The 12,876-nt window shown below is 70.5% G+C and carries 11 protein-coding genes, 1 tRNA gene and 1 pseudogene; 8 read left to right on the top strand and 5 right to left on the bottom strand.

Annotation, left to right across the window (positions count from 1 at the left end):
• The first annotated feature begins 62 nt into the window (after window positions 1-62).
• A tRNA-Arg gene (locus AC3RX0_RS14805) sits at window positions 63-135 on the top strand.
• A gap of 145 nt (window positions 136-280) precedes the next feature.
• Here the strand turns inward: AC3RX0_RS14805 and AC3RX0_RS14800 are convergent.
• A pseudogene (locus tag AC3RX0_RS14800) lies at window positions 281-565 on the bottom strand (helix-turn-helix domain-containing protein); the annotation flags it as partial.
• 188 nt (window positions 566-753) lie between these two features.
• On the opposite strand from AC3RX0_RS14800, the gene AC3RX0_RS14795 reads away from it, so the two are divergent.
• Both AC3RX0_RS14795 and AC3RX0_RS14790 read left to right on the top strand, forming a co-directional pair.
• The gene (locus AC3RX0_RS14795) at window positions 754-1,371 is read left to right on the top strand and encodes a carboxymuconolactone decarboxylase family protein (RefSeq protein ID WP_491506755.1); all 618 of its coding nucleotides are present in this window, start codon (window positions 754-756) and stop codon (window positions 1,369-1,371) included.
• A gap of 10 nt (window positions 1,372-1,381) precedes the next feature.
• The gene (locus AC3RX0_RS14790) at window positions 1,382-2,278 is read left to right on the top strand and encodes an RNA polymerase sigma-70 factor (RefSeq protein WP_491506754.1); all 897 of its coding nucleotides are present in this window, start codon (window positions 1,382-1,384) and stop codon (window positions 2,276-2,278) included.
• Here the strand turns inward: AC3RX0_RS14790 and AC3RX0_RS14785 are convergent.
• Window positions 2,215-4,368, bottom strand: coding sequence for a prolyl oligopeptidase family serine peptidase (locus AC3RX0_RS14785; RefSeq protein ID WP_491506753.1), 2,154 nt, complete (start codon window positions 4,366-4,368; stop codon window positions 2,215-2,217). The two genes, AC3RX0_RS14790 and AC3RX0_RS14785, sit on opposite strands and share 64 nt — an antisense overlap.
• Before the next feature lie 36 nt (window positions 4,369-4,404).
• On the opposite strand from AC3RX0_RS14785, the gene AC3RX0_RS14780 reads away from it, so the two are divergent.
• From AC3RX0_RS14780 to AC3RX0_RS14765, 4 genes are all read left to right on the top strand, one after another.
• Window positions 4,405-4,770, top strand: a complete 366-nt coding sequence (locus AC3RX0_RS14780) for a VOC family protein (RefSeq protein WP_491506752.1) — start codon at window positions 4,405-4,407, stop codon at window positions 4,768-4,770.
• An 88-nt stretch (window positions 4,771-4,858) separates the two neighbouring features.
• The gene (locus AC3RX0_RS14775) at window positions 4,859-6,445 is read left to right on the top strand and encodes an L-serine ammonia-lyase, iron-sulfur-dependent, subunit alpha (protein WP_491506751.1); all 1,587 of its coding nucleotides are present in this window, start codon (window positions 4,859-4,861) and stop codon (window positions 6,443-6,445) included.
• Window positions 6,446-6,478: 33 nt separating this feature from the next.
• Window positions 6,479-7,240, top strand: a complete 762-nt coding sequence (locus AC3RX0_RS14770; protein ID WP_491506750.1) for an ABC transporter ATP-binding protein — start codon at window positions 6,479-6,481, stop codon at window positions 7,238-7,240.
• The gene (locus AC3RX0_RS14765; protein WP_491506749.1) at window positions 7,237-7,971 is read left to right on the top strand and encodes an ABC transporter permease; all 735 of its coding nucleotides are present in this window, start codon (window positions 7,237-7,239) and stop codon (window positions 7,969-7,971) included. The genes AC3RX0_RS14770 and AC3RX0_RS14765 overlap by 4 nt, the downstream gene beginning before the upstream one ends.
• A gap of 22 nt (window positions 7,972-7,993) precedes the next feature.
• On the opposite strand, the gene AC3RX0_RS14760 is transcribed toward AC3RX0_RS14765, so the two are convergent.
• The gene (locus AC3RX0_RS14760; protein ID WP_491506748.1) at window positions 7,994-8,449 is read right to left on the bottom strand and encodes a MarR family winged helix-turn-helix transcriptional regulator; all 456 of its coding nucleotides are present in this window, start codon (window positions 8,447-8,449) and stop codon (window positions 7,994-7,996) included.
• Between the two features lie 35 nt (window positions 8,450-8,484).
• On the opposite strand from AC3RX0_RS14760, the gene AC3RX0_RS14755 reads away from it, so the two are divergent.
• On the top strand, window positions 8,485-10,356 hold the full coding sequence (locus AC3RX0_RS14755) for a DUF2207 domain-containing protein (protein WP_491506747.1): 1,872 nt from the start codon (window positions 8,485-8,487) through the stop codon (window positions 10,354-10,356).
• Window positions 10,357-10,372: 16 nt separating this feature from the next.
• Here AC3RX0_RS14755 and AC3RX0_RS14750 read toward each other — a convergent pair whose 3' ends face one another.
• Window positions 10,373-10,912 (bottom strand): HNH endonuclease signature motif containing protein, encoded by a 540-nt coding sequence (locus AC3RX0_RS14750; RefSeq protein ID WP_498165996.1) that lies wholly within the window; start codon window positions 10,910-10,912, stop codon window positions 10,373-10,375.
• Between the two features lie 480 nt (window positions 10,913-11,392).
• Complete coding sequence (locus AC3RX0_RS14745) at window positions 11,393-12,739, bottom strand: D-alanyl-D-alanine carboxypeptidase family protein (protein WP_491506745.1); 1,347 nt, start codon at window positions 12,737-12,739, stop codon at window positions 11,393-11,395.
• Between the last annotated feature and the right edge of the window lie 137 nt (window positions 12,740-12,876).

The raw sequence follows: 12,876 nt of genomic DNA, 5'->3' as shown, positions 1-12,876 counted from the left end.
TCGATTCGCGGTCGGCCCCATCGTCGGATAAGATGGATGACTGTGCGCGGGAACGTGCACGAGCGCTCGTAGCTCAATGGATAGAGCATCTGACTACGGATCAGAAGGTTGGGGGTTCGAGTCCCTTCGAGCGCGCACTGTGATGAGTCGCGTCATAGGTCTTATGTGAGTCGCGTCATAGGTCACTGTTTGGGAGCCCCGGGCCATCGGCCTGGGGCTTTCATCGTGTTGCGCCAGTAGGTGTGGTCAGGGTCGATGGTGTTGGTCGCGATGATCTCCCCGGTCCCGCGTCCGCACCGGCGGCGACCAGCTGCCGCCGTAGCGCGATGACCCGTTCCCGGACCCGGTCGGTGGTCTGCTGTGGGCTGGATAACGGGGCGCGTGAGCGGGGCTCGACTGCGTCGATCCCGTCCTGCCGGTACCTGGCGAGCAGGCGATGGATATGCCGGCGTGACAGCCCATACACGGCGGCGGCTTCACTGACCGTCAACTGGCCGGCGATGATCTTCAGCACAACGACACGTTCTTCGACACGCCATCGACTGTGACCTCTGACGCAACTCACCAGAGACCTATCAGAAGAGACCTATGACCCGAACCCAGACACCTTCGAGCGCGCACTGTGTTGAGACAGTAGTGAAAGCCCCCTCGGAAGAGGGGGCTTCTCACGTCTGTGGGGAGGCGGGCTGAGCACTCCCACACGACCCCGATGACCGGGGCGGATGTCACACAACGGCGTCGGCCGGTGTCTGCATGTCGAGAGAGATCGACGAGATCGACGACATCGGAGGAGACATGACCACCACCCGCATCCCCGCCGCGCCCGTGACCGGAGCGTATGGCGCGATCGTGAAGACGGCCGCCCGCCGCATGATCGGCAAGGTGCCCGAGTCGCTCGGCGTGCTGTGGAACCACCGCGCCGTGATGAAGGACTCGATGACGATCGGGCGCAAGACCGAGCACTGGCACGAGCTCGACGCCGACCTTGCGACCTACGCCGCCATGGCGGCCGCCGCCACGATCGGCTGCAGCTTCTGCCTCGACTACAACTACTTCCTCGCCCACAACCGCGGCCTCGACGAGGCCAAGGTGCGCGAGGTTCCCCGCTGGCACGGCTCGACGGTGTTCACGCCGCTCGAACGCCGGGTGATGGCCTATGCCGAGGCCGCGAGTCAGACCCCGCCGGCGGTCACCGACGAGCTGTCGGATGCCCTGCTGGCCGACCTCGGCCCCGCCGCACTCGTGGAGCTGGCGGCACGGGTGGCGTTCATGAACATGTCGGCGCGGATGAACATCGCCCTCGGCATCCATTCCGAGGAGTTCGCCGACGCGTGCGGCCTGGTGCCCCTCGCGGCCGTGGAGCGCGCGTAGGCTCCCGGAGATGGACACGAGCACGGCGCGCTACCGGGACGACCCCTTCGTCCGGCACCGGGGGCTGCTGTTCACGGTCGCCTACGAGATCCTCGGCTCGGCCGCCGACGCCGAAGACGTCCTGCAGGAGTCCTGGCTGCGGTGGGCTGAGACCGACCGTGAGGCGGTGCGCGAGCCGCGTGCCTACCTCGTGCGGATCGTGACGCGGCAGGCCCTGAACCATCTGCGTACGGCCTCGCGCCGTCGCGAGGACTACGTCGGGGAGTGGTTGCCCGAGCCCGTGCTGACCGCCCCCGATGTCGCGGACGATGTCGAACTGGCCGAGAGCGTCTCGATCGCGATGCTCACCGTGCTCGAGACCCTCACGCCGGCAGAGCGCGCCGTGTTCGTGCTGCGCGAGGTGTTCGACGTGCCCTACGACGAGATCGCCGCAGCGCTCGACAGGTCGGCCGCCGCGGTGCGTCAGCTCGCCCACCGCGCGAAGGGACACGTCACGGCGCGCCGCCCCCGTACGCGCGTCGGCCGAGATGAGCATGAACGCGTCGTGGAACGGCTCGTGGAAGCGCTGAACACGGGCGATCTGCAGAGCCTCATGGACGTGCTCGCGCCCGACGTCGTGGCGATCGCCGACGGCGGGGGCAAGGTGCGCGGCTCTGCGCGCCGCCCCGTGGTCGGCGCCGAGCGGCTCGTACGAGCCCTCGCCGGCGGCATCGAGCGTTTCGCGCACGGCATGACGGCGCGCGCATGCGAGATCAACGGCGGCCCCGGCATCCTGATCGAGATCGGCGGGCGCGTCCTGAGCGCCGTGACCGTCGTCGTGGACGAGGGCCGCGTCACCCGTCTCTACGCGGTCGCGAACCCCGACAAGCTGTCGCGCCTGGTCGAGCGGGTGCCGCTGGCGCGCTGAGTCGCGGTGCCCTCGGCCGGTCGGCGCACCAGCACGTCGTCGAGGAACGCGTACACGGTCGCGTTCAGCGCGGCGGTGGCGGCGCTGTCGATCGTGCCGGCGTGTCCGCCCTCGAGCTGCTCGAGATAGTGCACTTCGGCGTCCGTCTCGGCCTGCAGACGGGCGACCATCTTGCGCGCCTGCACCGGCCCGACCCGGTCGTCGCTGGTCGCCGAGAAGAAGAGGCTCGGCGGATAGGGACGGGCGGGATCCACGAGGTGGTACGGCGAGAACGTTCGGATGAACTCCCAGTCATCCGGGTCGTCGGGGTCGCCGTACTCGGCGATCCAGCTCGCCCCCGCCGACAGGCGCGTGTACCGCCGCATGTCCAGCAGCGGCACCCCGCACACGACCGCGCCGAAGTCCTCGGGGAACTGCGTGAGCATGTTGCCGACCAGCAGGCCCCCGTTGCTGCCGCCGCGGCATCCCACCCGGTCCGGGGTCGTGATCCCGCGGGCGACGAGGTCTCGGGCGACGGCGACCATGTCTTCGTACGCGCGGTGCCGGTTCTCGCGCAGCGCGGCCAAGTGCCAGGCCGGACCGAACTCGCCGCCGCCGCGGATGTTCGCGACCACGAACACGTTGCCCGGCTCGATCCACGCCGGGCCGATGAGGGACGGGTATTCGGGCCGGCGCGACACCTCGAACCCGCCGTACGCGTCGATGAGCGCCGGCACGGGTCCGCGCACGTCGCGCGGCGCGACCTGGAAGTACGGGATGCGGGTGCCGTCGGCCGAGGTCGCCCAGTGCTGGGTCGTGACCAGGCCGTCGATCTCGAACACAGCCCGCGCGCGGTCGACGATCCGGGATGCCGGGGACGAGGCATCCGTGACGATCAGCGTCTGCGGGGTGAGCAAGCCGCGGGCGACCAGCCAGAGCTCGTCGTCTTCGTCGGCATCCGCGGTGACCACGTCGACCGACAGGATGTCGTCGCCGCCGGCGTGGATGTCGAGGTCGGCCTGCGCCCACCCGTCGGCGGGATCGAGCGAGACGACGCGGCTGCGCACGTTCTCGAGGATCGTGAGCACGATGCGCGTGCGGGTCCACGTCCAGTCCTCGAGGATCGCGCTCGCCGTCGGCGAGAACACCGCGACCAGGTCCGATCCGTCTCCGTCGACGACCGTCTGCAGCGGGCCGACCAGCAGCGTGCCCCCGGGGTGTGCCGTGCCGGCCACGGTCCAGTCCGTCGTGGTGCGGATCGCGACCAGGTCGCCGTGCACGTCGACGTGTGCGTCCTGCGGGGCGTGCACGAGCCGCGGAGAGGGGGCGGCCGCGGCATCCCGTGCCGTCGCGTCATGGGTCCACACGAACGTCTCTTCGTGGAAGAAGTCGCGCGCCTTGCCGATCATCGCGGTGCGGTGATCGCCGGTGCGGTCCACGCCGACGAACATCGCGACATCCGACACCTCCGTCTCGGCGACGGTGCGAGCCTCGGCCAGTGCCGTGCCGCGGCGCCAGATGCGCGCCGTGCGCGGATAGCCCGACTCGGTCTTCGAGCCGCCGTCGAGAGAGGATGCCACGAGCAGCGTGTCATCGTCGAGCCACGCGCACGTCGACTTGTCGGCGGCCGTCGCGAACGCGGCCTGGTCGACGAAGCGGCCTTCGGTCAGGTCGAACTCGCGCACGACGTGCGCGTCTCCGCCGTCGGGGCTGAGCATGACCAGCGCCCGATCCGACCCGCGCGGACCATGGCTCGCACCCGCGAACGCCCACGGCGTGCCCTCGTCGCGGCCGAGCGCGTCGACGTCGATGAGCACCTCCCACTGCGGCTCGCCGGCCGCGAACGAGTCGCGCGACGCCCGGCGCCACAGGCCACGCGGGTTCGCGGCATCCTTCCACAGGTTGTACATCCAGGCGCCGTGCCGGCTCGGCACCACGACGCGGTCGGGGTCGTCGAGGATCTGGTGCAGACGCTCCTGCAGCGCCGTGTGCGTGGGGGAGTCGTAGGCCGCCTCGGTCTCGCCGGTGCGCTCGCGCGCCCAGGTCAGCGCCGCGTCGGAGCGGATCTCCTCCAGCCAGAGGTACGGGTCGTCGTCGATCGGATCTGCCACCGCTCCAGCCTAGGCGGCGGCGTTATCCTGACGCCTATGAGACTCGTGCAGGTGGCGCAGCACGCCGACGACCTCGATCGCGCGGCGCGCTTCTACTCCCTGCTGCTGCGCACCGAGCCCACCGGCCGATTCGACCCGCCGGGTCTGCTGTTCTTCGACCTCGAGGGCGTGCGGCTGCTGCTGGATCGCGCCGCGCCGTCCGCGCTGATCTACCTGCAGGTCGACAACGTGCACGCCACCCTCGAGCGGCTCGACGGGGAGGCCCAGATCGTCACCCCTCCGCACGTGGTCTTCGTGCACGAGGACGACACGCTCGGACCCGCCGAGCACGAGGAGTGGCAGGCGTTCGTACGCGACCCCGAGGGCAACACCGTCGGGATCGTTGCCTTTCAGCGTGTGTGAGGGGCGGGGCGGGTGCGGGCGGCCCGACCCCCGGCGGGCGGAGGGGATGCCGCAGCTCGGCCGCCGCGGCAGGGCATAGCCTTGTGGCATGAGCGCTTATGTGTCCGCGTTCGAGCTGTTCTCCATCGGCGTGGGGCCCTCGAGTTCGCACACGGTCGGTCCCATGCGGGCTGCCCGTGATTTCGCCGCACGCACCCGCGAGACAGGGATCCTGCCGCGGGTCGCGCGGGTCACCTGCACGCTGTTCGGATCGCTCGGCGCGACCGGGCTCGGTCACGGCACACCGGACGCCGTCGTCGCAGGTCTGCGCGGCCGGGCGCCCGAGACCGTCGATCCCGAAGAGGTCCGGGCCGCCTGGGTCGACTGGACCGACGGGGCGACCCTCGAGCTCGACGGCACGCACCCGGTGCCGTTCGCCAAGGCCGATGTGACGTTCGCCGCCCGCACGCGGCTGCCCGCGCACCCCAACGCGATGACGCTCACCGCATATGACGAGGATGCCGCGACCCTCGCTGAAGAGACCTATTACTCGATCGGGGGCGGGTTCATCCGGCGCGAGGGCGAGCCCACCGCCGTGTCGAAGCATCCGTATCCGCTGGCCTTCGACAACGCCGCCGAGCTGCTGACCATCTGCGACGAGGAGGGTCTCACGATCGCCGAGGCGGCCCGCCGCAACGAAGAGAGCCTGCGCAGCGAACAAGAGGTGGCCGCGGGTCTCGACGCGATCTGGGATGCGATGTCCTCGTGCGTCGAAGCGGGCCTGGAGGCCGACGGCATCCTGCCGGGGATCCTCAAGGTGAAGCGGCGTGCCAGCGCGATCCGCGTGCAGCTCGAAGAGACCGAGGCCGACCGCGGCCGCGAGCTGCCCGAGGAGTGGCTCGGCGCGTTCGCGCTCGCCGTCAACGAAGAGAACGCGTCGGGCGGTCGCGTCGTCACCGCCCCCACGAACGGGGCGGCGGGCATCGTCCCGGCTGTGGCGATGTACTGGTGGCGGTTCCTGGCCGATTCCGGTCTGGGTGTCGGCAACGCGGTCACGCCGCACGGCGAGCTCGTGGGCAGCGCACTGCTCGGCTTCACGGGCGAGACCGATCCGCGCTCCCTGAGTGAGACCGGCGCCGACGCGAACGCTCTCCCAGGCGAGCCGCCGCATCCCACGACCGCGACGGGCGACACCTCCGCAACACCGCGCCCCGACGCCGACCCCGACGACGACGCCATCGCCGAAGCCAACCGCCGCCGCGGCATCCGTCGCTACCTGCTCACTGCCACGGCACTCGGCTCGCTGTTCAAGGCAAACGCGTCGATCTCGGGCGCCGAGGGCGGCTGCCAGGCCGAGGTCGGATCGGCCTGCGCCATGGCCGCCGGAGGCCTGACCGCCGTGATGGGCGGCACGAACCGTCAGATCGAGAACGCCGCCGAGATCGCGATGGAGCACCACCTGGGCCTGACCTGCGACCCGGTCGCCGGACTCGTGCAGATCCCGTGCATCGAACGCAACGCGATCGCCGCGTCCACTGCGGTCACCGCTGCGCGGCTCGCCCTGCGCGGCGACGGCTCGCACTACGTCCCGCTGGACACCGTGGTCGAGACCATGCGCCAGACCGGCATCGACATGTCGACGAAGTACAAGGAGACCAGCGAGGGCGGACTCGCCGTCAACGTCATCGAGTGCTGACCGTCGGGGCGTCTTGCCCGGATAATTCATCACATGGCGAATGACGCGGCGGTCTCGATCCGCGGGCTGCGGGTGCGGCGCGGTCGCACCCGCGTGTTCGACGGGCTCGATCTGGATCTTCCGAGCGGACGCATCACGGGGTTCCTGGGTCCGTCCGGCGGCGGCAAGACGACGCTCATGCGGGCGATCGTCGGCGTGCAGAAGAAGGATGCCGGTTCCGTCGGCGTGCTCGGGCATGCCGCCGGCTCTCGCGCCCTGCGTCGCCGGGTCGCCTACGACACGCAGGCAGCGTCCGTGTACGACGACCTGAGCGTGCGGCAGAACCTGCACTACTTCGCGCGGCTCGTGGGCGCCGGCCGCGCCGAGGTCGACCGCGTGATCGCCGAGGTCGGGCTGGAGCCGCAGGCCGGCCAGGTCATCTCCTCGCTCAGCGGCGGCCAGCGCGGCCGGGTGTCGCTGGCGACCGCGATGGTCGGCCGGCCCGAGCTGCTCGTGCTCGACGAGCCCACCGTGGGCCTGGACCCACTGCTGCGCGAGAGCCTGTGGACGGTGTTCCGCCGCCTCGCCGAGGACGGTGCCACGCTGATCGTCTCGAGCCATGTGATGGACGAGGCGCTGCGCTGCGACGAGGTCGTGCTGATCCGCGCCGGCCGCGTCCTCGCGCAGGACGAGCCGCAGGCGCTGCTCGAGCGCACGGGAGCGCCCGACCCCGACACGGCGTTCCTGCGGATCGTCGAGCAGGACGCGGCATCCCACCCCCGCGAGGCCGCGCACGCGCAGGAGCAGCGATCATGAACGGCGGCCGGACGCTCGCCACCGCCGGTCGGGTGCTGCGTCAGCTCAGCCACGACCCGCGCTCGATCGCGCTCATGCTCATCGCCCCGAGCCTGCTGGTCGGCCTGTTCGCGTGGCTGTTCGACCAGAAGCGCGCCGTGTTCGACCAGTTCGGCGGCCCGATCCTGGCGCTGTTCCCGTTCATCGTGATGTTCCTGATCACCTCGATCACGATGCTGCGCGAGCGGCGCAGCGGCACGCTCGAACGCCTGATGACGACGCCCGCCGGCAAGGGCGACCTCGTGCTCGGCTACGCCCTCGCATTCGGGCTGATGGCGATGCTGCAGGCGGTGGTCACGGTCGCCTTCGCGGTGTGGGTGTGCGGCCTGACCGTCGAGGGAACGCTGTGGCAGCTGGGGCTGGTCGCCGTCGTCGACGCCCTGGCCGGCACGGCGCTCGGACTGCTGGCGAGCGCGTTCGCGCGCACCGAGTTCCAGACCGTGCAGTTCATGCCGGTCCTCGTGTTCCCGCAGATCATCCTCGGCGGGCTGTTCGTGCCGCGCGATCAGATGCCCGACGTGCTGCACGCGATCTCGGACTGGCTGCCGCTGAGCTACGCGATCGACGCGATCACCGCGGTGACCGGCGGCGAGACCGGCTGGGATCTGTACCGGCCGATCCTCATCGTGGCGGCGTTCATGGCGGGATGCCTCGTCTTCGCATCGCTGACACTGCGGCGCCGCACGGGCTGAGCGGACGGACTGTCGCGTCGGATCAGTCCTCGGACGCGGACTCGTCCTCGAGCGCGCCGCGCAGCTTATCGGTCAGGGCCTTCAGCGTCGCCAGCTCGTCGTCGTCGAGCACCGACATGTGCGCGGCGATCGTCCGCGCGTGATCGGTGGCGAGCGCCCGGAACGCCGCGGCACCGCGGTCGGTCGCGCGCACGAGCGCTCCCCGTCCGTCCTCCGGGTCGGCGCACTTCGACAGCAGCTGCGCCGACACCATCCGATCGACCAGGCGAGAGACGCTCGGCTGGCTGATCAGCATGTTGGCCGTGACGTCGCGCAATCGTGCCGTCATCTCCGGGGAGCGGGCCACCGTGAGCAGCACGTCGTACTCCGCCTGCGTGAGCTGGGCGTCCTCGAAGTCGCCGCCGATCCGCGCGAACACCTCGTGCTGCGCGCGGAAGAGACTCTCCCACGCGGCCACGGCGAGGCGACGGTCGGTCATCGCACCAGCGTAGCGGCCCGCATAGGCTGGCAGCGATGCGCACTCTCGCCCGGGCGCTGATCGCCCTCGTCGCCGCCGTCGCGGCATCCCTCCTGCCCGTGCTGGTCGTGGCGTCACCCGCCTCGGCCGCGGATCCCGCCGCGCACCGCGTCCCGGCCGGCTCACCCGCCGCGCCGGTCCCGGCCGCCGAGTCTGTGCCGGCGAGCGTCGACGACTTCTCGTTCCGGAGCCTGGACGTCGACTACACGATCGGGCGCGACGCCGATGGCACGAGCACCCTGCGGGTCGTCGAGACGTTCGTGGCGCAGTTCCCCGACACCGATCAGAACCACGGCATGCGCCGCAGCATCCCCGACACCTACAACGGGCAGCCCATCGACCCGCGGCTCGTCTCGGTGACCGACCAGAACGGCGACCCGCGCCCGGCCGAGACCAGCGACGAGGACGGCGCCTTCACGATCACCTCGCGCGATCCCGGTTTCGTGCACGGCACGCAGACCTACGTGTTCACGTACACGCTGCGCCACGTCACATGGACGTTCCCCGACACCGACGCCGACGAGTTCTACTGGGACGTCAACGGCGTCGCCTGGGCCCAGCCGTTCGGCACCGTGACCGCCGCGCTGCACGTGCCGGCCGACCTCGCCGCGGCGATGACCGGGCAGCAGAGCTGCTATCGGGGCGCGCAGGGCGCCACCGATTCCTGCGAAATCGCATCCGCCGCCGACGCGGGCGGCGGGCGGATCGTGACCGCGTCGACCCACGACCTCGGTCCCCGTCAGGCGATGACGGTGGCGGTCGGGTTCCGGCGGGGCACGTTCACAGCGTTCGACCCATCGTTCCTGGCGTCGCCCTGGGGCTGGGCGCAGGGCATCGCCGGACTCGGCGCGATCGCCGCGGTCATCACCGCGATCGCCACCCGGGCGCGCAGGCTGAAGGATGCCGCGGGCCGCCCGACGATCATCGCCGAGTACACCCCGCCCGAAGGGATCGACGCGTTGATCGCCGCCGTGATGCGCAACGCCACGGCCAAGGGCGTGCCCGCCGAGGTGCTCGAGCAGGCCGTGGGCGGCAGCATCCGGATCATCGAGGGCGAGAAGCGGATGTTCGGGTCGCACAAGATGCAGGCCGAGCTCGTCGATCCGCGGCGAGCGCAGGATGAGGACGGACGGATGCTGCTGGTCGGCCTGTTCGGTCCGCAAGGCGCTCCGGGCGACGTCTTCACGTTCGGCGGCAGCAGCACGCGCTTCGCGAAGGCCGGGCAGAAGATGCTGAAGTGGGGCGCGGCGCAGCTGGACGCCCGCGGTCTGCGGCGCAGGGTGCCCGGAAAGGTGCGGGCGCTGCCGATCCTGCCGGCGGGGGTGTTCTTCATCGCCGCCGTCCTCGCCGGCGTGGTGGCACTCGCGTCGTATGTGACCCCCGCCGTGCCCATCGTCATCATGATGATCGCGACGGCCGCGCTGGTCACCACGATCATCCTGTCGTCGCGCAAGCCGCTCACGGCGGCCGGCGCCGAGGTGCGCGACCACCTCGAGGGCCTGAAGGTGTTCATCGAATGGGCCGAGGCCGACCGCATCCGCATGCTGCAGTCGCCGGCCGGGGCCGAGCGCGTGCGCGTGGACGTGAACGATCCGCGCCAGATGATCCGCCTGTACGAGAAGCTGCTGCCGTACGCGGTCGTGTTCGGGCAGGAGAAGCAGTGGTCCGACCGCTTGTCGGCGATGTATCCGGCCGGCGAGGCCCCGTACTGGTACGCGGGCACGGCGGGCTTCAACGCCGCGACGTTCGCCGCCGGCGTCGGCTCGCTTTCGTCGGCTGCCGCGTCCTCGTCGTCGACATCGGGCGGGTCGGGTGGTGGCGGCTCTGCCGGGGGCGGTGGGGGAGGCGGGGGCGGCGGGGGCGTCTGACCGACGGACTGCCGGGTCAACCACTCGCGGCACGCCGCGGTCGCCCGCGCGTTCTTGCCACGTTGCCGCCGACCGCGCGACGGATCCCGTCGCGAGCGCGGTGAAGCGATCCGGGATGTCTCCGCCATGTGCGGCTGGGGTCGATTGTCGACGGTGCACGCACTTCCGGCACGCCGCCCACCATGCGGATCTGCCATCCGCTGGTCTCGATCGTCCGGTGGTGCCACCAGCAGAGCGGGACTCCGTTGTCGACGTGCGTCGGTCCGCCTTCGGGGTGCGGGATGACGTGATGGATTTCGCACCAGGAGGCGGGAATGTGGCATCCCGGAATGATGCATTCACCGTCGCGGGCCATGATCGCGCGGCGTTGCTGTCCGGTGAAGCCCCGGTTCAGGGTGCCCAACGCGACGATGCGCCCGTCTTGGGCGACGACCATGCGCTGGATGCCGCCGGAGCAGGCGATCTGACGGGTCACGAAGGCGGGAACCGTGCAGTCCGTGCCGTCGATGAAGCCGACACCGTCGTCGCGGTCGACATCTGCGGGTGTCGCGTTCATGGGTCCATGGTCCCAGGGACCTCCGACATCCATCGCGAACATTCCCCAGGTCAGACATATGTTCTGTGGATAATCCGGCCCGCCGACGGGCTGGGGAGGAGCCGACGGCCCAAGCCGACGACCGCCGCCTCTCGCCGCAGCAGGCATCGGCGAACGCGCCTCCGCTTGCTCCGACTCGAAGGACCGGGATGCCGCGCAGCGGGTTGACGGCGCGGGAGGGGCTCGCGAGCGATGGGCTCTGAGCGCCGCAGGATCGCAGACAGAGTTAGAGCCGGTCGGAGAGGCTCCCGACCGGCTCTTTCCCTTGCACCAAGAGTGTCCTGCAATCACATGTCGGCAGCTGCCACAGCAAAACAACTACCGTGAGATGACTATATAACGAGAAGATAACGGACACCAGCCCTTGTCGTTATCTTTTTGTGATTCTTTCCTCATTCACAGGTTCGCGCCCGAGGGATGCTCGCGCCGTGCGCGACCCACCTACCGCCCGAGCTCGTCCGGGTGCGTGAGGCGCCACCACGCGGTCGGCGGGGTGATGCTCCCCTCGACTACGACGTCGGCTTTCGCGGTGCGGGGGCCGGCCTTCCACGTGACCGTCCCGACCACCTCGCCGTCCTTGTACGTCTTCGGCGCGGTCGTGGTCATCGACACGGCGATCGGGGTGTCGGACCATGTGAAGATCGATGCGCTGTCGCGGATGACCATCCGCGCGCTCGCGCCCCACGGTGTCGTGTAGGTGCCGACCCGCTGGCCCTCCTTCGCCAGCGGCACGGCGTGGAATCCGCTGCGGATGCTCGCCAGCTCGTCGACGACCCCGGCGTTCGCGGATTCGTGCGTGTCGGCGCCCAGCAGCACTCCGACGATGCTCAGCGGCTTGTCCAGCCCCACATCCAGTGACGCCGTGTACAGCAGGTTGTAGCGGCCCACGCCGAGGTTGCCGGTCTTCAAGCCGGTGATCCCCTCTGTTCCGAGCAGATCATTCGTGTTGCGCAGCAGACCGGGCCCGGTCACGGCGATACCGGATGACGCGGCGATCGCGGCGATGGTCGGGTCGGCCGCGGCGAGCCTGCCGATGGCGAGCAGGTCGCGCGGCGTGCTGGTGTTGCGCTGGCTCATGCCGGTCGGCTCGACCATCGTGGTGCCGTTGAGCTTGTGCTCGGCGAGCCACCTGCGTGCCGCGCCGAGGAACGCGCCCTGCGAACCGAACGCCCACGTCGACACCGCTTCGGCGTAGTTGCTGGCCGAGGGGATGAGCATCGTCGCGAGGGCGTCGTGCAGCGACATCCTGGTGCCGATCGGCATGGCGGCGATCGTCGCGCCCATCACGTAGTACTTGTCGTAGAGGTCGTGCGCGGCCTTGCCGAACGTGAGGGTCGGGCCGGGATCCGCGGCGCTCGCCAGCGGATACGCGTCGAGGATGACGAGCGCGGTGATCACCTTGCTGATGCTCGCCATCGGCCGCGGCTCGTTCGACCCGCTCGTGAGCACGGGGGCCTTCGACGCGGCCTTGAAGTACGTCTCGGCGCCCGAAATGCTGATCGCCGACGCGCCCTCGGACGACAGGTCGACGGCCGCCGCCGCCGGCACCGAGACCGCCGGCGCCTGCGACACGACGGCCGGCGTGCGCAACGGAGCGTTCAGGGCCCAGCCGACATAGCCGCCGGCGGCGGCGATCAGCGCGACGAGCACGAGCGTCGTGATGATCAGACCGCGGCGGCGCGCACGTCGCGCCGCGGGATCGTCGCGGCGGTCCGGCAGCTGCTGCCCGTGCTCCAGCAGCTCGGCGAGGCCCGAGAGCCCATCCCGCGTCTGGCGATCCGTCGTCATCCATCACCCCGTCGTGATCCGAGAATCCTCCGGCGCGGCCCGGTGCCCGGCCGGCACCGAACCAGGTGGCGACCGGCGCGGATGAGAAACGCCTCATGAGATGTATATCAGGGGATGCCGCGGCCCGGGCGCCGCGC

The organism is Microbacterium sp. W1-4-2 (assembly GCF_058349885.2).
Note: the sequence above shows the minus strand (reverse complement) of the source record. Positions and strands in the feature narration are given on the sequence as shown.